Origin of the sequence: Demequina oxidasica, assembly GCF_000975115.1 — a bacterium.
Classification (GTDB): domain Bacteria; phylum Actinomycetota; class Actinomycetes; order Actinomycetales; family Demequinaceae; genus Demequina; species Demequina oxidasica.
The window spans coordinates 25996-49313 of sequence record NZ_BBRE01000002.1; the positions used below are offsets into that span (position 1 = coordinate 25996).

General features: G+C 63.9%; 21 protein-coding genes. 14 read left to right on the forward strand and 7 right to left on the reverse strand.

Annotated elements, in window-relative coordinates; genetic code table 11:
* Positions 1–71 precede the first annotated feature (71 nt).
* From AOP77_RS07125 to AOP77_RS07140, 4 genes are all read left to right on the forward strand, one after another.
* Positions 72–1181, forward strand: coding sequence for a branched-chain amino acid aminotransferase (locus tag AOP77_RS07125; protein ID WP_062212574.1), 1110 nt, complete (start codon positions 72–74; stop codon positions 1179–1181).
* Positions 1182–1349: 168 nt separating this feature from the next.
* Positions 1350–2075 (forward strand): M50 family metallopeptidase, encoded by a 726-nt coding sequence (locus AOP77_RS07130; protein WP_236685775.1) that lies wholly within the window; start codon positions 1350–1352, stop codon positions 2073–2075.
* A gap of 157 nt (positions 2076–2232) precedes the next feature.
* Positions 2233–5136, forward strand: a complete 2904-nt coding sequence (locus AOP77_RS07135; protein WP_160300061.1) for a hypothetical protein — start codon at positions 2233–2235, stop codon at positions 5134–5136.
* An 81-nt stretch (positions 5137–5217) separates the two neighbouring features.
* Positions 5218–7059, forward strand: coding sequence for an AMP-dependent synthetase/ligase (locus AOP77_RS07140; protein ID WP_062211635.1), 1842 nt, complete (start codon positions 5218–5220; stop codon positions 7057–7059).
* Positions 7060–7064: 5 nt separating this feature from the next.
* Here AOP77_RS07140 and AOP77_RS07145 read toward each other — a convergent pair whose 3' ends face one another.
* Positions 7065–7703, reverse strand: coding sequence for a vWA domain-containing protein (locus AOP77_RS07145; RefSeq protein ID WP_062211639.1), 639 nt, complete (start codon positions 7701–7703; stop codon positions 7065–7067).
* A 193-nt stretch (positions 7704–7896) separates the two neighbouring features.
* On the opposite strand from AOP77_RS07145, the gene AOP77_RS07150 reads away from it, so the two are divergent.
* Complete coding sequence (locus tag AOP77_RS07150) at positions 7897–8256, forward strand: VOC family protein (RefSeq protein WP_062211644.1); 360 nt, start codon at positions 7897–7899, stop codon at positions 8254–8256.
* 48 nt (positions 8257–8304) lie between these two features.
* Here AOP77_RS07150 and AOP77_RS07155 read toward each other — a convergent pair whose 3' ends face one another.
* A complete protein-coding gene (locus tag AOP77_RS07155) occupies positions 8305–8880 on the reverse strand; it encodes an HNH endonuclease (RefSeq protein WP_062211647.1) in 576 nt (191 codons plus the stop codon).
* A gap of 54 nt (positions 8881–8934) precedes the next feature.
* Entirely contained in the window at positions 8935–9267 is a 333-nt protein-coding gene (locus AOP77_RS07160) for a hypothetical protein (protein WP_062211650.1), read from the reverse strand.
* On the opposite strand from AOP77_RS07160, the gene AOP77_RS07165 reads away from it, so the two are divergent.
* The gene (locus AOP77_RS07165; protein ID WP_062211653.1) at positions 9266–9631 is read left to right on the forward strand and encodes a DUF2568 domain-containing protein; all 366 of its coding nucleotides are present in this window, start codon (positions 9266–9268) and stop codon (positions 9629–9631) included. The genes AOP77_RS07160 and AOP77_RS07165 overlap by 2 nt on opposite strands.
* Positions 9632–9655: 24 nt before the next feature.
* The gene (locus AOP77_RS07170) at positions 9656–10756 is read left to right on the forward strand and encodes a branched-chain amino acid aminotransferase (protein WP_062211655.1); all 1101 of its coding nucleotides are present in this window, start codon (positions 9656–9658) and stop codon (positions 10754–10756) included.
* A gap of 16 nt (positions 10757–10772) precedes the next feature.
* On the opposite strand, the gene AOP77_RS07175 is transcribed toward AOP77_RS07170, so the two are convergent.
* Positions 10773–11342: a dihydrofolate reductase family protein gene (locus AOP77_RS07175; protein WP_062211659.1), complete on the reverse strand. Its 570-nt coding sequence runs from the start codon at positions 11340–11342 to the stop codon at positions 10773–10775.
* 72 nt (positions 11343–11414) lie between these two features.
* Between AOP77_RS07175 and AOP77_RS07180 the strand changes: the two genes are divergently transcribed.
* Together AOP77_RS07180 and AOP77_RS07185 are read left to right on the forward strand one after the other, a co-directional pair.
* A complete protein-coding gene (locus AOP77_RS07180) occupies positions 11415–12302 on the forward strand; it encodes an alpha/beta fold hydrolase (protein WP_062212578.1) in 888 nt (295 codons plus the stop codon).
* Positions 12303–12378: 76 nt separating this feature from the next.
* On the forward strand, positions 12379–13014 hold the full coding sequence (locus tag AOP77_RS07185) for an NADPH-dependent F420 reductase (RefSeq protein ID WP_062212580.1): 636 nt from the start codon (positions 12379–12381) through the stop codon (positions 13012–13014).
* Positions 13015–13113: 99 nt separating this feature from the next.
* Here AOP77_RS07185 and AOP77_RS07190 read toward each other — a convergent pair whose 3' ends face one another.
* On the reverse strand, positions 13114–14184 hold the full coding sequence (locus tag AOP77_RS07190; protein ID WP_062211662.1) for an endolytic transglycosylase MltG: 1071 nt from the start codon (positions 14182–14184) through the stop codon (positions 13114–13116).
* Entirely contained in the window at positions 14181–14735 is a 555-nt protein-coding gene (locus AOP77_RS07195; protein ID WP_062211666.1) for an RNA polymerase sigma factor, read from the reverse strand. The genes AOP77_RS07190 and AOP77_RS07195 overlap by 4 nt, the downstream gene beginning before the upstream one ends.
* Positions 14736–14977: 242 nt before the next feature.
* Here AOP77_RS07195 and AOP77_RS07200 point away from each other — a divergent pair, with 242 nt between their 5' ends.
* From AOP77_RS07200 to lplAB, 5 genes are all read left to right on the forward strand, one after another.
* A complete protein-coding gene (locus AOP77_RS07200) occupies positions 14978–16615 on the forward strand; it encodes an HNH endonuclease (protein WP_062211669.1) in 1638 nt (545 codons plus the stop codon).
* Positions 16612–17223 carry a M48 family metallopeptidase gene (locus tag AOP77_RS07205; RefSeq protein ID WP_062211672.1) on the forward strand — a complete coding sequence of 204 codons (612 nt, stop codon included), beginning with the start codon at positions 16612–16614 and terminating at the stop codon, positions 17221–17223. The genes AOP77_RS07200 and AOP77_RS07205 overlap by 4 nt, the downstream gene beginning before the upstream one ends.
* A 104-nt stretch (positions 17224–17327) precedes the next feature.
* A complete protein-coding gene (locus tag AOP77_RS07210) occupies positions 17328–17522 on the forward strand; it encodes a hypothetical protein (RefSeq protein WP_062211676.1) in 195 nt (64 codons plus the stop codon).
* Between the two features lie 181 nt (positions 17523–17703).
* Positions 17704–19347, forward strand: coding sequence for a citramalate synthase (gene cimA / locus AOP77_RS07215; protein ID WP_062211678.1), 1644 nt, complete (start codon positions 17704–17706; stop codon positions 19345–19347).
* Positions 19348–19412: 65 nt separating this feature from the next.
* Positions 19413–20474, forward strand: coding sequence for a lipoate-protein ligase LplAB (gene lplAB / locus AOP77_RS07220; protein WP_062211681.1), 1062 nt, complete (start codon positions 19413–19415; stop codon positions 20472–20474).
* A 133-nt stretch (positions 20475–20607) separates the two neighbouring features.
* On the opposite strand, the gene AOP77_RS07225 is transcribed toward lplAB, so the two are convergent.
* Positions 20608–23310: a DEAD/DEAH box helicase gene (locus tag AOP77_RS07225; RefSeq protein WP_152649819.1), complete on the reverse strand. Its 2703-nt coding sequence runs from the start codon at positions 23308–23310 to the stop codon at positions 20608–20610.
* Positions 23311–23318 lie beyond the last annotated feature (8 nt).

A 23318-nucleotide genomic window follows, 5' to 3' on the forward strand; every position in this document is an offset into this window, starting at 1 on the left:
TCGGCGACAAGTACACCGCCGGACCGCTTTCCGCCCCGCCTGCGACCGCCGACCCGGTGACCGCAGATTCGGTGCCCTCGTCCTCGGCGCCCTCCGCCGTAGAGGCCTTCGAGGTATTCGCGAATCCTGCGCCGCTGCCCTTAGCGCAGCGCGAGGCCGCGCTTGCCGACCTGAATTTTGGCACCCAGTTCACGGACCACATGGCTCGCGTGCAGTGGCGTAGCGGCACCGGCTGGCTCGACCGTCGCGTCGAGGCGTATGGCCCGCTGTCGCTGGATCCCGCTGCCGCAGTGCTGCACTACGGTCAGGAGATCTTCGAGGGCCTGAAGGCCTACCGCTGGGCCGATGGCTCGGTGTGGGTATTCCGCCCCGAAGCCAACGCTGCGCGCTTCAACAAGTCCGCGCAGCGCCTGGCACTGCCGCAGTTGAACGTCGACGACTTCATCGGGTCCATCGAGGCGCTGGTGCGTACGGACCTTGAGTGGGTGCCCGACGCTGACGAATCCTCGCTGTACCTGCGCCCTTTCATGTTTGCCTCCGAGGCCTTCCTCGGCGTGCGCCCAGCGAACCAGGTGGATTACCTGTTGATCGCCTCGCCCGTGGGCCCCTACTTCACCGGTGGTGTGAAGCCCGTGTCGATCTGGGTCGCGCAGGGCTACCACCGCGCGGGTCCCGGGGGCACCGGCGACGCCAAGTGCGGCGGCAACTACGCCGCGTCGCTGCTCCCGCAAATGCAGGCGGCGGAGAACGGCTGCCAGCAGGTGCTGTTCCTGGACGCCAAGGAAGACCGCTATCTGGACGAGCTGGGCGGCATGAACGTGTTCGTGGTGCGTCGTGATGGCACCGTCGAGACCCCGCGCCTGACCGGCACGATTCTCGAGGGCATCACCAGGTCCTCCGTCATCACGCAGCTCGAGGACTCGGGCCGCAAGGTGCTGGAGAAGGACATTACCCTCGACGAGGTGCGTTCCGGAATCGAGTCCGGCGACGTGGTGGAGGTCTTCGCATGCGGGACCGCCGCCGTGGTCACGCCCGTGGGACGTCTTGCTTCGCCTGACTTTGACGTGACCATTAACGGGGGAGTGGCCGGCGACGTCACCATGGCGATCCGTGCTGCGTTGACGGACATTCAGTACGGCCGCGCCGCGGATACGTACGGCTGGATGCGCCGCGTCGCGTGACACAAAGTCGGTGGCCGTTCGTGCTTACCTCGAGGGTCACGTGACGGTGCCCTTCGGGGCCTGGAAGCTGTCGGGGTTCGGCGGCCTAGAAAAGTCCCTCGCGTCGTTCAGTCAGTGGACGCGGCAGACGTCATTCTGGGTGCAACTGGATGCGGATGTGCGGCTTAGGTGAACATCGCATCCTTCTTTTCTGACCTCTGGGCGGACGTGACGACCCAGGTGGCGGCGGTGCCGGCGACCGCGCTGTGGCCGCTCGCTGCGGTGGTGGTCTGCCTGGTCGTTCCGCTGTTGTGGCACGTGGTGCGCCATGTGGTGACCATCGCGCACGAGGCGGGCCATGCGCTCGTCGCAGCATTGCTGGGGCGTGAGGTGCGCGGCATTCGGCTTCACGGGGACACGTCGGGGTTGACCACGCATGTCGGTTCTTCCAAGAAGATCCCCTTGGCTCTGGTGGCATTCGCCGGGTACCCGGCGCCGGCCGTGCTCGGGCTAGGTGCGGCCGCGTTGCTCGGCGTCGGATACGCCTACGCGCTGTTGTGGGTCGTGGTCGTCGTGCTTGTTCTGGTGCTCGTACAGATCCGCAACGTCTATGGATTCCTCGTCATGGTTCTGGCCGTCGGAGGGTTTGGGTGGCTGGCGTCGTATGCGCCCGACGTGTGGCGGGTGGGAGTTGCCTACGGCGTGGCGTGGCTCCTGCTCCTCGGCTCGGTGCGAGCCGTGGTCGAGTTGAGTCGCTCACGGCGCACTCCGGCCGGTAGGGGGTCTGATGCCGATGCGCTTGCACGGGTGACGCGCCTGCCTGGAGCGGCGTGGGTGGGCGTGTTCTGGCTGGTGACGGTGACCTGCGCAGCGGGTGGGGCATGGCTGATGCTTGGTGATGGGATTGCCGTCTGATGCAGCGGCCAATGGTCGTGTCGGGTATCTCAGGAGCGCGCGAAACGTAATATTCGGACTGGAAGGTCGGCTCGTAGTAAGGTGGCGATTGCTGAGGCCCACCCGGGCGTATCGACTGAGGGAGAACGCCGTGCGCACAAAAACTGTATCGAAGCAATTGCCTACAATTATTGCGGCGGTGCTGCTGTCCTTGGTGGCGATTGTTGGTGGCGCAGCGGCGCCGGCCTCTGCCGCGGAACCGGTGGCCTTCAGCGTCGATGACTTTAGCGGCAAGAGCATGGGCGACTTGACCCTCGTCGCACCTACGGCCAATTCATGCCAGCCGTCGCACGGCAACACGATTCAACAGAATCCTGGCAACCTACAGATCTTTATCAACACCCATTTGGATGCGAGCTGCGACCTCGGTTCAATCCAGCTGAAGTGGACTGCGCCGGTCGCCGTCAACATCGAGCAAGGTGGCGCGGATCGAATTGCGTTCCAGTACGCGTACGCCGTTCCCGACGAGTCCGGAGTGGCTTCAGCAGGCATCAGGTTGGAGGACATCAACGGGCTGGTGGCGACCGGTGGCGGCATGCCGATCAACGGCGGAAGCCTTGGCGGCACCATCCAGGCGCTCTACGTGCAAGCCGACCCGAACGGCCCCAGGGCAATCGACTTCCCGCAGCACTTCGACAAAAAGCACGTCAAGTCAGTCACCCTCGAAATTGCGGCTACCAAGAACGACAATCAACCTATCCAATTGGCGTTGCGTGGAATCGCCGAGAACGTGGCCTTACCCGGTAATTTGCCTCCCGTGATCCACGCGGAGGACACGTACGTGTTCCCGGTCGACACGCCGACCGAGGTGTCCTTCACGGCCACCGGTACCCCTTTTCCGAGCGTGGCGCTTGTAGGCGTGGCGACCTGGCTCGACGTCGGGAGCGCTGCGGGCTCGTCGGAGACAAAGGTGACACTCAGCGGAACTCCGGCTGACTACGCGGACTTCACCATCAATTTCACGGCTTCAGTGCCGAATGAAGACGACGCGAAGCAGGACATACGCATCGTCGTGCCTTCGCCCGTCGATGTTGACTACACGTCCACCACAGCCGAACTCGACGAGGAGGGACCGGTTGTCCTTGGAACCGCCTCAGCGACACCTGCGGCAGGAATTATTGGCGCAGTGTCAGGTCTTCCGGCGGGCACCGCACTCGCCATGGATGGAACGGATGTTGTCCTGACGGGTGCACCCACCGAATCCGGCACGTTCCAGATTTCCGCAATAGTGGGGCACGACTGGGCAACTCAAAGCTTCGAACGCACGTTGGTGGTTGGCGAGGCGCCAGAGTTGGCGGCGGTCGACAGCGCCGTGGTCGCGCGGGGTGCGGCCATCGCTCAGATCGACCTGAGCGCGACCGGCTATCCGGCGCCCATGTTCTCGAGCACTGACCTGCCGCCGGGTCTGTCGCTCTCCAGCGCCGGTGCGCTCACGGGAACGCCCACGACGAACGGCGACTACGCCGTCACCTTCACTGCCACGAATGTGATGGGGGAGGACTCCCAGCAGAACGTGATCATCACCGTGGGCAACGGACCCGTGCTTGCCGCAATCGACGACGTTAACCTGGAGCGTGGATTTGAGATCTCGAGGATCGCGTTGCCAGATTCGGGTTTCCCGTCATCCGTGCTGACGACCAGCGAGCTGCCGGATGGGCTCTCCCTGACCGACCTGCGAGCCATTGAAGGAACGCCGACCACCAACGGGATCACCACCGTGACCGTGACGGCGACGAATGACCTGGGTCTAGACGAGAAGACCTTCAAGGTCACCGTGGGTGACGCGCCTGTTCTCGAGCGCATCGCCAACGCGCAGGTGGTGCATGGCGAACCCATTGACCCCATTTCCGCACAGGCGTCCGGCTTCCCGACTCCTACATTCATCAGCACCGCGCTGCCTGTAGGGCTGACGTTGTCCGCCGATGGGGTGATCGAGGGTACGCCCACCGCGACTGGCCTGAGCCTGGTGACCGTCACGGCCACCAACGTCTTTGGGTCGGAGGAGCAAACCTTTGAGATCGAGGTCGGCGATCCGCCAGTACTGACTCTGCCTTCAGCGGTCGAGATTGTTGCTTTCGGCGCTTACGTCCTAGGGGACGTGGTGAGCGACGCCGATGCTGTAGTCACCGCGACCGGCCTGCCGGATGGCATCGCCGTGGTCACCGACGCGGACGGTGTGCGGGTCTCCGGCACGGCGACACTTCCTGACGGCGTGAACGAACTCACTGGCACGGCCGAGATTTCAGCGGTCAGCGACTTCGGTTCCGACGCCACGTCCTTCGAGTGGGCGGTGGTTCGCCACGAAGCGCCGGTCGTCACGTTGCCCACCGAAATGCGACTGACCGTTGGCGACGACGTTGATCTATCGATCGCGGCAACGGGATTGCCCGCACCGACCGTGACGCTTGAAGATCTTCCCCCTGGCCTGACTTGGGTTCCAGGCGAGAGCGGCGGGAGCATCGTCGGCTCGCCGACCGCTGCCGGCAGCTTCACGGCTAACGTGATCGCAGTGAATGGGGTGGGCGGGGATGTGCGCGTGCCGGTGACCTTCGTCGTGGGGCAGCCCGTCATCACGCTGAGCCTGTCAGGTGCGAGCATGAAGCCGGGGGACTCCTTGGAGGTGAGCGGTAGTGGCTTCGTCCCCGGAGACACCGTGGCGTTCTGGCTGCACTCGGAGCCGGTGTTAGTAGCGACCGGCACCGCTGATGCTTTGGGCGTTTTGCGCGTGTCCGTGGTGATCCCTCAGGACACTCCCGCTGGTGATCACACGCTGGTCGCTGTGGCCGCGACGGGTGCTACTGGTAGCGCACCGTTGACGGTGATCGCGGTTTCGACCACACTCACTCCGGGTTCCACGGCGGAGTCTGCGGCGCAGGGCGGCGCGTCAGTGCCCACTGCATCGGCTCCCGTGGCGGACACGCTGTCCAGCACCGGAGGTGAGACATACCAGTTCATGGCCGTCGCTTTGATCGCCTTGGCGCTGGGGGCGTCACTCCAGGTGGTACGGCGCCGTCACTCGTAGGCGAGGCTTTTCCTGCGACGCCACTCCACATCGAGGCCAACCTCCCCTATTAACTTACGGTTCCGTAGGTTAGTATTGGGCATGTCCCTTTTCGAGATGTCATCGCCGTCCCTTGCCGCACTTGACGACCGCATGCACCTGTCCGCCATGCTCGACGCCCGCGCGGCGCAGTGCCCCGCGCGCGCGTTCGCAGAGGTCAAGGACCATGAGGGCGCCTGGAGTGCTGTTTCGCTCGGCGAATTCAGGAACCAGGTGCGCGCAGTGGCCAAGGGCCTTGTCGCATCGGGCATGAAGGTGGGGGACCGCGTAGGCATCATCGGCGACACCCGCATTGAGTGGTCCGTCGTGGACTTTGCGGTGTTCGCCGCGGGCGGCGTGAGTGTGCCGATCTACCCGTCATCCTCCGCGTCGCAGATCGAATGGATCCTAGACGATGCCGAGGTCAAGATTGTTGTCGCTGAGACTTCCGAGCAGCGCGAGATACTAGCGAAGTTCGTCTCCTCGCCGTTTACCTTTGCGCTCGATGAAGCTGGCATGGCCGAGCTGACCGAATTGGGTGGCTCTGTCACCGATGCCGACCTCGACGCCTGCACGGCGAATACCGTGTTGAGCGACCTCGCGTCAATCATTTACACGTCGGGCACCACTGGGCGGCCCAAGGGCGCGATGCTCACGCACGGCAACTTCGTGGTGCACGCCGCGAATGTGGAGCTGGACCCCGGCTTCGGTCCGTTCGTACAGGGCAACCCTGGTGTTGGAGCATGCGAACAGGAGGACGTCAGGGTGCTGTTATTCCTGCCCCTGGCACACGTGTTTGCGCGCTTCGCGATGGTGCTCGCGCTGAGCTCCGGCTCCGTGATTGGTTACTCGCCGTCTCATAAGACGCTTGCCGCAGACATGGCTTCCTTCAAGCCCACGTGGATGCCATTGGTCCCCCGCGTGCTCGAGACCATCCTCAACCGCGCGGACACCTCCATGGAGGGCACCAAGAAGAAGATTTTCCGCTGGGCTGCGGACGTCGCGCGCGACGCGTCGCGCGCCCAAGAGACGGGCGGCATGAGCGGCTCGCTAAAGCTCAAGTACGCGGTGGCGGACAAACTGGTGCTGGCCAAGATCCGTCACCTGCTGGGCGGCCAGCTCGGATACGTGCTCTCAGGGGGCGCGCGCATGCTTCCCGAGGTCGGACACTTCTTCCGCGGGCTGGGCGTGACGGTGATGCAGGGCTACGGGCTCACGGAGACCACGGCCGCGGCGACCGGAACTATGGTGCGTGACTCCATCATGGGGACGGTGGGTCAGCCCATCGCGGGTTGTGCGGTCAAGCTTGCAGACGACGGAGAGATTTATACCCAGGGCACCAACCTCTTTGGCGGCTATTGGAACGCGCCCGAAGCGACAGCGGAGGTCATGGACGACGGCTGGTTCGCTACTGGCGACCTGGGAGTCGTCGAGGACGGCTCGCTCAAGATTGTGGGGCGTAAGAAGGAAATCCTGGTGCTGTCGTCAGGCAAAAACATCCAGCCCGCGGTGCTCGAGGACTTCATGCGGGCGCACCCCGCAATCCAGGACGCGGTTGTCGTGGGAGAGGGGCGCAACTTCGTGTCCGCCCTGGTGGCGCTCGACGAGGCGCTGCTGTCCGCGTGGCTGCGCGCCGAAGACCTGCCGGAGATGAACGTCGAGGAGGCTTCGATGAATGACCGTGTGCGCGAGCTGATCGGCAAGGTGGTCGCATCGGCCAACGAGCAGGTCTCCAAGGCCGAGGGCATCAAGGAGTACCGGATTGTTTCGCGCAGCTTCTCCGAGGCGCGAGAGGAGATGACGGCGTCGCTGAAGATTCGTCGCAAGGAGGTGCTCGCGCACTTCTCCGACGTGATCGAGGCCATCTATGCGAAGGCCAAGCCAGGTTCGGCAAAGCCGGAATAACTCCACTACGCCTGTGCGTCGCTGTGCATAGACGCTGCACGCTCCCCCGCGGTAAAACCTTCACGGTCGCCTACGCGGACCGAGTGGATGTAGCGGCTCGTCGCGACGTGCATGGCGTCGACTGACTCAGCGTCCGCGGAGTAGGTCATCGCGGCATCGCCATCAATTCCGAGCTCGCGTGCCGTCGCGACCGCATCCTGGTTTGCGCCGAGGAAGACAAAGTCCCAACTGTAGGTGTCTCGCTGGTGACTGATCATTTGGTTGATCGCGTTGCCGGTGTATTCGTGGCTGGCGTTCTCCATGCCATCGGTGACGATGACTATCTGGACCGTCGCTGGGCGTTCTTGCTCAGTCATGTCGCCAAGCGCGGCGCCGAACTTGCTCACTGACACGCCGATGGCATCCCAGAGCGCAGTCATTCCACGCGGCTCGAGGGTGACGGTGACTTCCGTCGCATTCTCGAACTTGTGAGTGTGCTCGATGCGGTCGTCAAAGGTCACGATGTCCACGGTGAGTTTGCCGGGACTTGCGGCCTGGTCGTCGACCAGCTTCTGAAGCCCGCCCACCATGTCGTCGCGGATGGATGACATCGATCCTGAACGGTCGACTATGAGCAAAAGCGCGGTGTAATTCGGATCGGTCATTTGATACTCCTCAGCCTCTTGTGCTCGCGGTGAGCAACTTGAAATGACTGTCTCACCGAGGTCTGACAAACCGGTTCTGACCGAGTGCCGATACTCGCCCGAGCCTACGATGAAGAGGCAACCGCTCAATCGTCGGGAGAGCCTTGCCCGCCGGGGCAGGCGTTCGCAGCGAGAACTAGGGGAGAAGCGAATTATGGAGAAAGTTCTGGGTATTGGAGGGTTGTTCATTCGTGCGGACGACCCGGACGCACTCGCTAAGTGGTACTGGGAACGGCTTGGGATCTCTTTGGTGCCCCAAGGCCCAACCGATAGGCCATGGATCAGTGAGCAGGGCCCGACTATCTTTAGTCCGTTCCCCAAGGACAGCGATTATTTCGCTGAAAATCGCCAGTTCATGGTGAACTTCCGCGTCCGTGACCTCGACGCGATGCTCGCGCAACTGGCCGCGGCGGGGCACGAAGCAACTCACCACAGCGCCATGGACGGCATCGGAAAGTTTGCTCGGGTGCACGACCCCGAGGGAAACCCGATCGAACTGTGGGAAGCGGAGTGAGAGAGGACAATTTCAAGAACGGATCGTTGACTGACGGCGTTATCTAAATTACGTCGGTAACGCGCTGAGGTATTCCTTGAACGTCTTTTCTAGGCGATACGGATCAGGGGCTTTCTTACCCTTGGGCACGTGATTGAGCCAAGTGCCGGGCAGGCTTTGCAACGCGGATGCGAGTACGGGGCCATCAACTATTTCGACGATGTCAGGTCGCACATGAAGCTTCCGATCGCCGTCGATTCCAATGAAATGTCCGTCGTACGCTCGATGGTGGATGCTGCAAAGTGCCAGGCCATTTGGAACAATGGGTTGCCCGTCTGGATCTTTGTCACCGCGAATGTGCGCGGCGTCAAGCAGCTTGGGCTCAGGCATGCCGCAGATCGCACACTTTTCTTTGTAAGCAAACAGCACTTCTGCACGAAACCTTGGCTGGTGCATTCTTTGGCGAACAACTGCTTCGCGGTACGCGCGCTCAACTATTGTGTCGTTGCTTGGTGTACCGAGGTCGGTCAATTCGGAAAGTGCGAGGTCGAAATAGAGATCCGCAGGTCGGTCATCCACGACAGACACGCGGGTGTAGGGGATATAGACGCCGTCGCTTATTTTTTCCAAGTAGAGGATAGGCATCCTAAGTTCGAGGGCTCGCCGCAGCTTTATATTTGTCCGGCCAGGCGTGGTCCCTTAGTATGCGTAATGCCACACGCCCTCAGTCGGGTGACCATCGGCATATGGTCCGTTGGGCGATGAGACGACGGAAATAGACGCATCGAGGACCTTGGGATTGTTAATGCCCTGCATGGGGGCGATCAGTTTCAATTGTTGGCCGTCGACGGCGAATCCCTCGAGTTGAGATCGTGTAATCACGCCGCCGTGATCACTCGCTGTCTGGTCGACGTAGCGAAACACTCTTTCGCGAAGTTCGAGGCTATCGATGATCATGGGGGCAGCTTGGCAGCTAGCGAGTACTGCGGCAAGCGGACGCACCGCAATATCCGTGTGCCGCAATTCAGTCATGAGATGGATCGGTGCACTTACTCTCTTCCTGGCGGAGCTCGTCATGTACTGGGCGTTCATGTCGCTGGGCCTCTACCTGGCTGACGGCGCCGCCGGCTGGGTACTCGGAATCGCACTTCTCGTCGCGGTAGCGGGTGCCTGGCGATTCTTCTTATCGCCCAAGGCGCTACGCAAGCTCGCCACCGCGCCGCGCATCGGGGTCAATGCCATCCTTTTACTCGCGGGCGCAGGCATTTTCTTCGAGATCGGGCAGACGACGCTCGGCATCATCCAGAGGATCGCAGCTCTAATCGGAATCCTCCTGACCACAATCTTGCCGCCTGAGATCTATGGCGCCGAGCCTGCAGACAAGGCGACCGCGTAGTACTTGCGCCGATAGGCTGGCCAGATGGATAGCGCCGCACCGACCAGCACGTTCGACGTGCGCCACAACCCTTCCGCAGCCACCAATGACGAGCGCGAGGCCGCGATGGCCGCGCCCGCCTTCGGCGAGGTCTTCACGGACCACATGGCGCGAGCCACCTGGACGCAAGAAGGCGGCTGGGGAGACCGTCGCATCGAACCCCTGAACGACCTAGCTCTCCACCCGGGCGCCACCATCCTGCACTACGGACAGCAGGCATTCGAAGGTCTGAAAGCGTACGTCCACGAGGACGGATCGGTGTGGCTGTTCCGCCCGGAGGCGAACGCCGCCCGGTTGGCAGCATCGGCCGCCCGTATGGCTCTGCCCGCGGTAAGCGAGGAGGACTTCCTCGCCGCGATTGAAGCCCTGGTCGCGACCGACCGCGCCTGGGTGCCCAGCACCGCGGAATCCAGCCTCTACTTGCGCCCCTTGCTGATTGGCACCGAGCCAACGCTCAATGTGCGGGGCTCGCGCCAGGTCGAGTTCCTGGTGATGGCGTGCCCAGTAGGTGCGTACTTCCCCCACGGCGTGAAGCCGGTGTCCATCTGGGTCGCGCAAGGCTATCACCGTGCGGGGCCAGGCGGCACGGGCACCGCCAAGAGCGCCGGCAATTACGCCGCGAGCCTGCTTCCGCAGCAGCAGGCACAGGACAACGGCTGCCAGCAGGTGCTGTTCCTGGATGCGCGTGAGGACAAGTACATCGAGGAGCTCGGCGGGATGAACGTGTTCATCGTGCACCGCGACGGCTCCGTGCTAACCCCTCGCCTCACCGGGACCATCTTGGAAGGCGTGACGCGGTCTTCGGTCATTACGTTGCTCGAGGAGTCCGGTCGCACCGTCTCCGAGCGGGACGTGACGCTCGAGGAGTTGCGCGCGGGCATTGACTCTGGTGACGTCTCGGAGGTGTTCGCGTGCGGGACGGCGGCGGTCGTGACCCCGCTGGGTAGCCTCAAGTCACCTGATTTCAACGTCGTAGTGGGGGATGGCTCCGCGGGCGACCTCACGATGGGGGTGCGTGAGGCGCTCACCGACATCTACTACGGCCGCGCCAAGGACACACACGGCTGGATGCGCCGCGTCGGCTGATTGATCTGCGCGCTGCCTAGCCACGGACGTCGTACACGAGCGTGACGTGCCCGCTCGGCTGGGGTTCGGTGGAGACGAGCGCAAGTTTTACGCGCTGCGATAGCGTGTCCGAGAACCCGAGCCCCGAGCCGATCAGTGCAGGCACGACGCGCAGCCGCAGGTGATCGACCACGCCGGCTTCGAGGAGCGCTTGGGACAGTTCCAGGCTGCCCCAAATGATGACGTCGCCCGCATAGGAGGATTTGAGGCGCTCCGCGACCTCGACGGGGTTGCCGCCCTCCACCGTCGCGGGCCCTAGCTCGCCCCATGGAGCCGAGTCCAGCGAGTTGGATAACACGTGCTTGGGGAGACGGTTGATCGGCTCCGCGACGGTCTCGCTGGACGACTGCGGGGTGGGCCAATAGGAGGCGAACATTCTGTACGTGTTGGCGCCCAGCAGGATCGCGTCCACGCCCTTGAGCATCTCGAGCTGCCCAGAGTCGTCGAGGTCGGGCCCAGACGCATCCTCGACGAACTGCATGCCGCCATCAGGCTCCGCCGCGAAACCGTCCGCGCTGACAATCTGCTCGATGATGAGTCGTCCCATATTCGGACGTTAGCCGTATGGCCGATGCCCCGCAACCGCTCGCTTGTCGGCGTCAGTAGATACGCTCGAAGCATGTTCACGACGCACACCATCGAAGGTCCTGACGGGCGCACGCTTCAGTACTACGTCGCCAAAAACGACACGGCGGACGATGCTGTGGCGGGCTCAGCGATCCCGCTGATTTGGTTGCACGGGTCGCCCAACGTCGGCGAGCCGCCTCTGCCGCTGTACGACGCGGCCGCCGGCCACGGCATCGGGTGGATTGGTTATGACCGGCCGGGGTACGGCGGCTCTGGCGAGAATGTGGGGCGCGATATCGCGTCCGCCGCCAGGGACGTGGAGGCCGTGGCTGATGATTTGGGTCTGGGGCGCTTCGCCGTCATGGGGCACTCAGGCGGGGGAGCGCATGCGCTGGCCTGTGCGGCGCTCTTGCCGGAACGCGTTGGAGCGGCTGTTGCGATTGCCGGTTTAGCGCCCTCCACCGACGAGGGACCGGAGCGTGCCGACAAACTGCGGATAGTGAAGGGATTGAGATCGGACGATGCCGCGGCCAGGGACGTTGCGATGACCGGGCGTGCTGGGCTCATCGAGGGCGACGGCGAGGACGAATTCGATATGAACGCGTTCTTTACGCCCGAGGACCAAGCGGCGCTCGCGGGGGAGTGGGATTGGTTCAACCACGTCGTGAAACTCGGCAACAAGAACGGCAACGGGCCGTTCGTGGATGACGAGCTGGCCGCGGCGAGCGACTGGGGCTTCGACGTGGGCGACATTCGCGTGCCGACGCTCATCATGCACGGAGTTGATGATCGGCTGGTGCCGGTTTCTAATGCGCGCTGGTTGGGAGCGCACGTTCCAGGTTCGCAACTGTGGCTGGGCGCGGGGGCCGGCCACATCACGGTGATGGACCGGTCAGCGGACGCCCTTGCTTGGGTCGCCCAAACTATGGCGGCGCGATAGCGAGAGCGTCGCGCTCTCACCAGCCGCGGCATCGGCCGTGTGGAATGTCCTTGCTCTTGTGATGGTTGACGGTGACATGACAACAATCGGAATTATTGGCGCAGGCAACATTGGATCTAACTTCGCGAAGGCGGCGATTGCCAAGGGCTACGACGTGGTGATCAGCAACTCTCGTGGACCGGAGACGCTCGGCGACCTGATGAGCGAGCTCGGCGCGAAGGCGACCGCTGCGACGGCCGAGGACGCCGCTACGGCGGGGGATTTTGTTCTGGTAGCCGTCCCGCTGAAGAACTACCGCGAGGTGCCCGTCGATCCGCTGGTGGGCAAACTCGTGATCGACGCGAACAACTACTACTTTGAGCGCGACGGGCAGATTCCCGCGCTGGACAACAACGAAACCACCACGGCGCAGATGCTCCAGGAACACCTTCCTGACTCGCACGTGGTGAAGGCGTTTAACAACATTCCGGCCAAGGACATCCCCACCGATGGGACCGCTACTGGAACCGAGAACCGTCGCGCGCTGCCCATTGCCGGGAACGACGCGAACGCGAAAGAGCGAGTGACAGCGTTGCTCGACGAATTCGGATTCGATGCCGTGGACGTTGGCCCTCTCGAGGACAGCTGGCGCGTCGAGCGCGACCGTCCCGCCTATGTGGTGCGTTCCAACGCGGACGAGCTGCGCGACCGTATTGCCGAGGCTGTTCGCTAGATCCAGCTCGGAGCTTCGCTCAACTGAATTTGCGCGCCCACAATGGCCCCATCTCGGGTCATCGTGGGCGCGTATTTCGTCTCACTACAGTGAGGTGTTTTACTCCTCGTCGCTCGGCACGGCAGACCCGGCATACTCCGGGTTTGCCTTAACCCAGTCCTGAAGTTCTTGGACATTGGCGAGGTGCGTTTCAAAATCTGACGCGAACTTGGTCTCGCCAGTTTCGAGGTTGACGGTCACGAAGTACAGCGCGTCGCTGTTGGCGGGGTGGGCAGCGGCGTCGATTGCAGCGGGCGTGACTGACCCGATGGGTCCAGGGGGCAGACCGTCGTACAAGTACGTGTTGTACGGGGAGTCCGTGGCGCGCTCGTCGTCGGACGTGAATACGGCCTCTGAAGGTGATATGTACCTCACGGTCGAGTCGAGTTCGAGGCGCATCTCGTGCTTGAGGCGATTGTCGATCACGGCTGCGACCTTCGCGTAGTCGCTCTGGTTGCGAACTTCTTGTGTGATCAGCGATGCCTTGATGAGGGTCTCCTCATAGTCCGCTGGTGCCACGCCACTCGCCTTGAGGTTGGAGAGCGTGGAGCCGACTAGGTAATCCGCGAGTGACTGCGGGGTGGCGTCGGTCAGGTCGAACGCCTCTCCGATGCTGAGCCAACCCTCGTAGTTGCCGCCGGCCTGTGGGGGTAGCGCAGCGATCACTGCTGCACGGACTTCCTCCACGCTCACATTCAGGGACTTCGCCCCCAGCGCGAGGATGGTCTCGGCGTCTGTGCCCGGGGCGATGGTGCTGGTGTCCGCTGCCGCCGACTCGTCGCCGCCGACCTCGCCTTGCCGGTTGTCGTTCCCTGTCGTACTCACCTGAGGTGAGGGGCTGGTGTCCGGCGCCACAGCATCGTCCGGGTGGGCACTGGGGCTTGTGGAGGTCCCGGCGGGACCGATGCTCAAGGCGTCGCGACCTCCTACGGCCGATGCTGCGAAGACCAGCGCGCCAGCGGCAGCGACGCTGGTCACTCCGATTCCCGTGCCATAGACCGCGCGCTTGCGGGAGATGCTTCGTCGGATTTGCGCGCTGTCCGCGGAGGCGTAGTCGTGCCCGTGGGCGCGGTAGTCCGTGGCGCCCATCTGCTGGAGCGCGGCCAGGGTGTCGGTGATCTTCTCGCTCATCGCTGTAATCCTCTCGAGGTGACGTGCACTCGGGTGCCGCCTCCGCTAGATGCGTCGGCCAGGTCGCCGAGTTCGGGGTGAAGCTCGCGTAGCTTTTTGGTGGCGTCGGACAGGTAGCGTTTGACGCTGCCCTCTGCGAGGCCGAGTTCGCGCGCGACGCCGGCGACGGTGAGGTCGTCGAGGTAGCGCAGGGCGATGCAGGCGCGTTCTCGTGGCGAGAGCGTAAGGATGGCGCGCTGGAGTTCTATTGCTGTGTTGACTTGGTCGGACGGGTCGGGGTTGATGATGTCCGCATCCTTGTCCGTGGTGACGGGGCGGACGGCGGCGCGGCGCTTGCCGTCGATGAAGGCGCTCAGCATCGCGCGCTTGACGTAGGTGTGGGCCTGTTCGATGCTGCCGCCAGCCTTGCCGCGCGAGAAGGTGCGAATGAGGGCGTCCTGGACCAGGTCATCGGCTTCGTGACGGCTACCGGTGAGCATGTACGCGTATCCGAATAGGGCAGCGCCGCGCTCGCGCATGACCGTGTCGAGTGTTGCCTTCCACGTGGTCATGAGGTCAGTCTCCTTTGGTGCATACCGGCTAATACGGATGGCGCGCCTGGAAACGTTGGGTGTGATGTGTTTGCGCTGGATTAATTGTTTGCTAGATGCGTTGGTTGCGTTTGTCGCTCGTGAGTCCGCCCCGCCCCAAACATCGTCATTGGCAGTTGTCCACAGGCTGTCATCGCTATCTGTTTGTCCACCATTGAAGCCGTTTAGTATCGTTTGTCAGACCTCAGTGATTGACTTATCTCATGACCACAACCGTCGCCGATGCTCCCGCCGCCTTGGGCATTAAGGCTGCGGCGGATGCTGCTGTCGGGTCGGTTCTCGGTGCTGGTTCTAGTTCTGGGTCGCGAGTGCTTGAGCGCGTGCGGGCTCGAGTGGGAGAGGCGCGTGGCTGGGAAGGGGTGGACCTAAGTTCGTTGCCGGAGTCGGTGTTGTTGGAATCGAGTTCTGCGCTGGCTCAGATTGAGCGCGAAGTGAATGCCATGCACGCGGCCATCGCGCATCAGATTGCTCGCAGGTCGGATGCAGGGCCAGGGGGGCTTGCGCGGCGTCAGGGTTTTCAGTCGCCGGCCAAACTGATTGCGTCGCAGACAGGTGAGTCGACGGCGGAGGCACAGCGGCTGATCAATGTGGGAGATGCGCTCGCCGCGAAGATTCCTGAAGTGGACGGTGCGAGCGGTAGCGAGGTCGGACTGGGGAGTACGGAGACGGAAGCGAAGTGTTCAGCCGATGCACAGCGGCTGTCGCGACCAAAGTACGTCCACGTCTCGCTAGCAACCGGCGCGGGGAAGTTGAGCATCTCGTCGGGGAATCTCATCACCAACATGCTGGACCAAGTTGAGGCGGCGACGACGCCGGAGGTTCGGTTGGAGGCAGAGCGTGATCTGGTTGAGCGCGCGATGAGGCTCTCCTACGATCAACTGGCGCGTGCGGTGCGGCAAGCGGAGGCCTGGCTCGACCGAGAGCGCATCGAGCAGAGGCACCAGATGTTGCGCGACGAGAGGTACCTCACCATTCGCGAGGACCAGGCGGGTATGACTCTGATCTCGGGCAAACTGGATCCGGAGACGGCGGCGCCGGTGCGTGCAATGCTCGACGCGATGGTGGCGCACGGTCTGCGGGAACGGCGCGAGCAGGATCGACTCGCAGCGGATGTGCGCTCCGTGGGGCAGATGCGCGTGGACGCGCTCGGAATCGCTGCGCGACATGTGCTGGGGTGCAAGTCGGAGAAGCTCCCGATGTCACCCACTGCCTTGGTGGTGCGAATGAACATTGAAGACTTGCGTGCCGAGGTGGGAGTGGGTGAGGTCGACGGCTCGGGGCAACCGATTCCGGCCTCGGTAGTGCGCCGTATGGCGGCTGACGCAAACGTGATTCCGGCGGTACTGGGCGGAGAGTCCGAGGTGCTCGAGCTCGGCCGGGAGCAACGCAGCTTTTCGGTCGGCCAACGTCGAGCACTGTTCGAGCGAGATGGGGGATGCGCCTTCTGTGGGGCTCCGCCGAGCTTCACCGAGGCGCATCACATTCGCTGGTGGGAGCGGGATGACGGGCCTACGGATCTTGAGAATGGGGTTCTGCTCTGTGTGCGATGTCATCATCTGATCCATAGAGATGGGTGGAGGATCGAGGCGACCGCGTCCACGGTTGAGTTCGTGCCGCCGGCAACGGTAGATAAGAGCCGAGCGCCGAGGCCGGGTGGGCGTGCAATGTTTGATGGGCCGAGCGATTGGCGTGTGACCAGTAGCGCCCCAAGTGTCGGGCCGGCTAGGGGGCTGGGCGGTGACGTGGGAGGTGCTGACCCTGATGGTGCTGAGGCAGACAGTGTTCACGCGGCCGGCGCTGAAGATGTTCGTGCTGCAGGACTTATCCTGGAGCGACCATGAGTACTGACCTGACCGCCTCCGGCTCGCGTGATGTGTTCGAGGGCGCCGGAGCCGACGCCGCGGGCCTCGACGGGGTCGATTCGGGTGTGATGCCGGAATACATATTGACGCGCAAGAGGATGAAGCACCTGCGAATGACGGTCAAGGCGCCCCACGGAACCGTTCACGTGAGTGCACCGGTGCGCGCGAGGCAGCGCGACATCGATGCGTTTGTGATGAGCCGGCGGGACTGGATACTGAAGCAGCAGAAAGTGGCAGTGGAGATGCCCGTCCCGCTCACGGCGGGCCCCGAAGCCGAGCGGCTGCGCCGCGACATGCGCGAATCGGTACCGCCTTTGATGGAGTATTGGGCCGACCGCATGGGCCTAGAGATGCCGACTCTCACGCTGCGCCGCATGACGTCCCGTTGGGGCACGTGCAACTCTGTGAAGCGGCACGTGACACTGAACCTCGAGCTCGGTCGGCGCGATCCGGAGCTACTCGAGTACGTGATCGTGCACGAACTTGCGCACCTCTATGAGCCAAACCACTCCAAGCGGTTCTACGCAGTAATGGACAAGTACCTTCCAGACTGGCAAGAGAAGCGGAGGGAACTTAACCGGCGCTGAACCGACCTTGATGACCCTTAGCGGTTCGCCCGCACATTCGACGCTTGCCGAGAAGGCTGCGGCTTTGCTTCACTCGCTCGGACGTAACCGCCCACGAGCTGACGGTGACCAGCGACTCGCTGCAGTCACTGCGCTCATCTTCTCGCGCATCAAAGGGCACCGAGTTGCGCGTCAATGGTCACCGAGCGGATCTCATCCCGGGTGAAGTATTTGAGTTGGTGATGGCTGTCGCGTCGGACGAGGGGCGCGAGGTCCGAGTCATGGCCGTCGTGCTGAGCGTGATCCCGCGTGGAGGATGAGAGCGTTGCAGGCCGGAGCATCGTCCCTGATGTGCCACAATGAAACCAATGAGCACCTTCATCATCATTCTGTAGCGCGTCAGCCCCAATCGCCGACGCGCAGCCTCCCGTACCCTGGGGGGCTTTTTTGTTGGATGATGGGGATCGCACCGCAGGCATGGCACGAACCGAGGAGAGTCCCATGACGGACACCAACGCAGCCGGCACGTCTTCCGCGTCCGCAAGCACCGCGATCGTGAGCGCCGTAGAGGTCTACGACACCACCCTGCGCGATGGTGCGCAGCAGGAGGGGATGAACCTCTCCGTGGCAGACAAGATGGCGATTGCGCCCCTTCTCGACGAACTCGGCGTTGGCATCATCGAGGGCGGCTGGCCCGGTGCCGTGCCCAAGGACACAGAGTTCTTCCGGTTGGTGAACAAGGAGCTGCAGTTCGTCAACGCGCAGTTCGCGGCGTTTGGTATGACTCGTCGTGCGGGCACTTCGGCCGCCGCCGATCCGCAAGTGCGCGCGCTGGTCGACTCCGAGGCACCCATCATCACGCTGGTCGCCAAGTCCGACATTCGTCACGCAGAACGCGCATTGCGCGTCAGCGGCGACGAGAACCTCGCCATGATCGAGGAGACCGTCGCGTTCCTGGTGGCCGAGGGACGCCGTGTGGTTCTCGACGCCGAGCACTTCTTTGACGGCTACAACTTTGACGCGGACTATTCAGTGAAGGCGCTACTCGCAGCCGCCGGAGCCGGAGCCTCGACCCTGGTGCTGTGTGACACGAACGGCGGCATGCTGCCCGACGACGTCCAGCGCATCGTCCGCGAAGTTGGCGCCTTCACCGACGTCCAGTTAGGCATGCACGCCCACAACGACTCGGGCTGCGCAGTGGCGAACTCGATGGCCGCCGTGGCCGCCGGCGCCACGCACGTCCAGGGCTGCATCAATGGCTACGGCGAGCGCACCGGTAACGCAGACATCGTCGCGGTCACAGCCAACCTCGAGCTCAAGAAGGGCATCACGGCGCTCAAGGGCGACGGGCTGCGCGAATCCAGTCGCATCGCCCACGCGATCTCCGAGATCACCAACATTGCGCCCTTCGCGCGCCAGCCCTATGTCGGCGCCTCGGCGTTCGCGCACAAGGCCGGACTGCACGCCTCCGCGATCAAGGTGGACCCCGACCTCTACCAGCACATGGACCCGGCGCTCGTGGGAAATGACATGCGCATGCTCGTCTCGGAGATGGCTGGCCGCGCCTCGATCGAGCTCAAGGGCAAGGAACTCGGCTTCGACCTCTCGGGCCAGAAGGAACTCCTGACTAGGGTGACGGACCGCGTGAAGCACGCCGAGGCATCGGGCTACACCTTCGATGCGGCTGATGCGTCGTTTGAGCTTCTCCTGCGCGACGAACTGGGAGAGACTCCCGCGTACTGGGCCACCGAGTCGTGGCGCGTCATGGTCGAGACCTCGCCTGACGACGTCAACGAGGCCGACGCAGAGGCGATCGTGAAGCTTGTGGCCGGGGGAGAGCGCCTCGTGTTCACCGGCGAGGGAAATGGTCCCGTTAACGCACTTGACCACGCACTTCGCCAGGCGCTCATGAGCGTCTACCCGCAGATCGAGAAGTTCGAGCTCAGCGACTTCAAGGTGCGCATCATGGACGCCTCGCACGGCACCGATGCCGTCACGCGCGTGCTGATCACCACCGTCGACACCGAGACCGGAACGCTGTGGCGCACGGTGGGCGTGGGCCCTAACATCATCGAGGCCTCATGGGAGGCGCTGACCGATGCGATGTTCTACGGGCTCATCAAAATGGGCGTCGAACCCAAGTAGCACGCACTGTTCCGCGCGCCGAGAAATGGTGACCGCAGCATCGGCCGCCAGGGCAGACTGGAACCATGCACGGTGAATACAAGGTTCCTAGCGGCAAGCTCGTCGTAGTCGACGTCGATATCGACGGCGAGGGCGATGACGCAGCGCTCGCCAACGTGGTGGTCTCTGGGGACTTCTTCCTTGAGCCAGCGGAGGCGATCCTCGACATCGCCCGCGCGCTCGAGGGGCTACCGGCCGCGACCTCCGTCTCCGCGCTGACCGCCGCCGTCACTCGCGCCGCCGGTCCGGACGCCGTCATGGTGGGATTCACGGCCGAGTCGGTCGCGATCGCCGTCCGGCGCGCGCTGGGCCACGCCACGAGCTGGGGTGACCACACGTTCGACGTGATTCACGACGCGCCGCGCGAACCGTTCCTACAGATGGCGCTCGATGAGGTGCTGTCGCAGGCCGTAGCCGCAGGCGCTCGTCAGCCCACGCTGCGCATCTGGGAGTGGGAGCGCAACGCCGTCGTGATCGGCTCCTTCCAGTCGGTGCGCAATGAGATTGACCTCGACGGCGCGGCCACGCACGACGTCACCGTAGTGCGCCGCGTCTCGGGTGGCGGCGCCATGTTCATCCAGCCTGGAAACACCATCACCTACTCGATCTCGGTGCCCACGTCTCTGGTCGAGGGGCTGACGTTCGAGCAGTCCTACGCCTTCCTCGACGACTGGGTGCTGGGCGCGCTGCGCGAGGTGGGGATCAACGCGGTCTACGTGCCGCTTAACGACATCGCAAGCCCCGCGGGCAAGATTGCGGGCGCCGCGCAGAAGAGGTACGCCGCCGGCGCCGTGCTCCACCACGTGACCATGGCCTATGACATCGACGCTGACGCGATGCTGGAGGTGCTGCGCATCGGCCGCGAGAAGATGTCCGACAAGGGAACCAAGTCCGCGAACAAGCGTGTGGACCCGCTGCGCAGCCAGACCGGCATGACCCGCGAGGCCATCATCGATGCCTTCCTTGCTCACTTTGCGAGCCGCTACGCCACGGCGAGCAGCGCCGTGACCGATGCCGAGCTGGCCGAGGCTCAGCAGTTGGCCAAGGACAAGTTCTCCACGCCCGAGTGGCTCGGACTGGTCCCGTAGCGGCACCGACGTGTCGTGAGCGCTGCGGCGCGGCCCGGGCGCCTCTCGGCGAACTGGCTGTCATGCATTGACCGACGTGCCACCCCGAGAAATTCGTGTCCATACCGACCGCAGGGCTACCGCGGTCCAGACACTACTGCGGCCCCACGCTGAGCAGTTCGATGACGGGGGAGCCCGCCTCGTCCGAGGCGTCCAAGTCCACCACTGCGACGATTGCCCAGTCGTGATCGCCGTCGGCGTCGTCGAGAACCTGACGCACCAACCAGCTGCCCTCGGGCAACTCGCCGTCCGGCGTTGAGGACAGCGCCGCCCGCGCGTGAGCGAGATCATGGTCGCCTCCTGGCTCCACAAAACTCACTAGCGCGGCGGATCGGGCGTTGGGCCCGATTCCAATGGCGGAGTCTCCCTGAGCCTCGAACAGCGGATCGAGCGCCTCGCGCCAGACGTCGCCGTTCCAGCCCGCGGCCCCATCGAGGGCACCCAGTGCCGCGTACTGCTCGCGCGACGCGAGCTCCACGCGGCGGAACATGGCGTTGCGCACCAGGCGCTGCAACATCCGTGGGTTGCCGGACATGGGGCGCGCAGGGCCACCCATTCCGGGTGACAAGGCAGCCGATGCGGGATCCGCATCGTCGGAGATGACGGCGTCGGGGTTGCTCAGGTGCTCCCACTCGTCCAGCAGCGATGAGTCGGTCGAGCGCACGACGGTACCAAGCCACTCGGTGATAGCGACCACATCCTCGCTGCGGTGGTCCTCTGGAACGGTCTGGCGCATCGCTCGGTACGCCTCGGCTAGATAGCGCAGCACGATGCCCTCGGTGCGATCCAGGCTGTACGCGGAGACTAGATCGGAGAACGACATCGCCTTCTCAAGCATGTCGCGCACCACGGACTTGGGCGACAGTTCCGCGTCCAGGATCCATGGGTTCGTTTTGCGATACGCGATGAAGGCGGGCTCGAGCAGGTCCTCGAGCGGCTTGGGCCACGTGACCTCCTCGAGCAGCTCCATGCGCTCCTCGTACTCAATGCCATCGGACTTCATCGCTCCAATTGCCTCGCCGCGAGCCTGGTGCTGCTGTGCGATCAGGATCTGGCGCGGGTCGGACAGCGTCGCCTCGATGACTGACACGACGTCGATCGCGTGATCAGGAGAGTCCACGTTGACAAGGTCCATCGCTGCCAGTGCGAAGGGGGACAGCGGCTGGTTGAGCGCAAAGTTGCGAGGCACATCGACGGTAAGCCGCACGGTCGGACGCTCACCACGGGGATGTGCGGGGTCCGGCACGCGGATGTGCTCCACCACGCCAGCGATGCGCAGCGACCGGTAGATTCTGAGAGCCTGGCGAATGTGAGCGGAACGCTGAGCCTCGGTTTCGTGAATGGCCTGGAGCAAGTCGCGCATCGCGAGCACCGGGTCCTGAGCCTTGCGGTCGAGGTCGAGGTTGGCCGTGCCGCGGGCCAGCACGTTGAGCACCATGGCGTGATTCACGGAGAAGTGGCTGGTGAGCGCCTCGGGGGGCGCGTCGCGCAAGCGCTCAAACGTCGCGTCGGTCCAGTTCACGGAGCCCGCGGGGGCGCCCTTGCGCACGATCTTCTTACGCTTCTTGGGGTCGTCGCCGGCCTTCGCGAGCATCTTGCGGTTCTCGATTACGTGCTCGGGTGCCATGACAATCACGTCGCCCTCGGTATCGAACCCAGCGCGTCCCGCGCGTCCCGCGATCTGGTGGAACTCGCGCGCGCTGAGGTGGCGCATGCGTTCGCCGTCGTACTTCACCAGTGAGGTAAGCAACACCGTGCGGATCGGCACGTTGATGCCGACCCCGAGCGTGTCGGTGCCGCACACGACCTTCAATAAACCCTGCTGAGTGAGTCGCTCGACTATGCGCCGGTACTTTGGCAGCATGCCCGCGTGGTGGACGCCGATACCGGCGCGAAGGAACTTGCTCAACGTCTTGCCAAAGCCGGTGCTAAAGCGGACCCCATCTAGAGCATCGGCGATGATTTTGCGCTCTTCCTTGGTCGCCACCTGCTGGCTGAGGAGCGCCTGCGCCCTGTCGACCGCGTCTTTCTGGGTGAAGTGCACCACGTAAATGGGGGCGTGACCGGTTTGCACTAGGCGTTCGACCACCTCCGGCAGCGGCTCGACGCAATAGTCAAAGCTCAGCGGGACCGGGCGCTCGAGGGTGGTGACAGTCGCCACGGAACGGTCGCTCTGGCGCTCCAGTTCCTCGACCAACCAGTCAGTGTCGCCGAGCGTCGCGGACATCAGCACGAACTGAGTGTCCGGCAGTTCGAGCAGCGGTACCTGCCATGCCCACCCGCGCTGAGGGTCCGCGTAGAAGTGAAACTCGTCCATGACGACGAGCGCGGCGTCGGTCGCCGAGCCGTCTCGCAGCGTCAGGTTGGCCAGGATCTCTGCGGTGCAGCAGATGATCGGGGCGTCGGGGTTGACGGCAGAGTCGCCCGTCATGAGCCCCACGTTCGCCGTGCCAAAGAGCGCGATTAGGTCGAAGAACTTCTCGCTGACCAGGGCCTTCAGTGGCGCGGTGTAGAACGTGCGGCCGCCGGTGCCAGCCCGATGCGCTGCGAGGGCCGCGAAGTGCGCGCCCGCTGCGACCAGGGACTTGCCCGAACCGGTGGGGGTGGCGAGAATCACGTGCGAGCCGGAGACGATCTCCATGAGCGCCTCATCCTGGTGGGGATATAGCGGAAGGTGCTGGTCGTCGGCCCAACCCGAAAACGCCTCGTAGAGGGCATCGGGGTCGGGTTTCGCTCCCGTCATTGGCGCAGGGAGGCGGTCCAGGAGGGGCGTGTCGGCGTCAGTCATCGGTTCCATTGTCTAAC

Excerpts from the sequence above, each read along its gene's own strand:
- AOP77_RS07190 (WP_062211662.1), bottom strand. The coding sequence starts at position 14,184 with ATGAGCGAGAAGATCACCGACACCCTGGCCGCGCTCCAGCAGATGGGC.
- AOP77_RS07150 (WP_062211644.1), top strand. The coding sequence starts at position 7,897 with ATGGAGAAAGTTCTGGGTATTGGAGGGTTGTTCATTCGTGCGGACGAC.
- AOP77_RS07170 (WP_062211655.1), top strand. The coding sequence starts at position 9,656 with ATGGATAGCGCCGCACCGACCAGCACGTTCGACGTGCGCCACAACCCT.
- AOP77_RS07205 (WP_062211672.1), top strand. The coding sequence starts at position 16,612 with ATGAGTACTGACCTGACCGCCTCCGGCTCGCGTGATGTGTTCGAGGGC.
- AOP77_RS07180 (WP_062212578.1), top strand. The coding sequence starts at position 11,415 with ATGTTCACGACGCACACCATCGAAGGTCCTGACGGGCGCACGCTTCAG.
- AOP77_RS07185 (WP_062212580.1), top strand. The coding sequence starts at position 12,379 with ATGACAACAATCGGAATTATTGGCGCAGGCAACATTGGATCTAACTTC.
- AOP77_RS07225 (WP_152649819.1), bottom strand. The coding sequence starts at position 23,310 with ATGGAACCGATGACTGACGCCGACACGCCCCTCCTGGACCGCCTCCCT.
- lplAB (WP_062211681.1), top strand. The coding sequence starts at position 19,413 with ATGCACGGTGAATACAAGGTTCCTAGCGGCAAGCTCGTCGTAGTCGAC.
- AOP77_RS07140 (WP_062211635.1), top strand. The coding sequence starts at position 5,218 with ATGTCCCTTTTCGAGATGTCATCGCCGTCCCTTGCCGCACTTGACGAC.
- AOP77_RS07160 (WP_062211650.1), bottom strand. The coding sequence starts at position 9,267 with ATGACTGAATTGCGGCACACGGATATTGCGGTGCGTCCGCTTGCCGCA.
- AOP77_RS07145 (WP_062211639.1), bottom strand. The coding sequence starts at position 7,703 with ATGACCGATCCGAATTACACCGCGCTTTTGCTCATAGTCGACCGTTCA.
- AOP77_RS07155 (WP_062211647.1), bottom strand. The coding sequence starts at position 8,880 with ATGCCTATCCTCTACTTGGAAAAAATAAGCGACGGCGTCTATATCCCC.
- AOP77_RS07175 (WP_062211659.1), bottom strand. The coding sequence starts at position 11,342 with ATGGGACGACTCATCATCGAGCAGATTGTCAGCGCGGACGGTTTCGCG.
- cimA (WP_062211678.1), top strand. The coding sequence starts at position 17,704 with ATGACGGACACCAACGCAGCCGGCACGTCTTCCGCGTCCGCAAGCACC.
- AOP77_RS07165 (WP_062211653.1), top strand. The coding sequence starts at position 9,266 with ATGAGATGGATCGGTGCACTTACTCTCTTCCTGGCGGAGCTCGTCATG.
- AOP77_RS07195 (WP_062211666.1), bottom strand. The coding sequence starts at position 14,735 with ATGACCACGTGGAAGGCAACACTCGACACGGTCATGCGCGAGCGCGGC.
- AOP77_RS07200 (WP_062211669.1), top strand. The coding sequence starts at position 14,978 with ATGACCACAACCGTCGCCGATGCTCCCGCCGCCTTGGGCATTAAGGCT.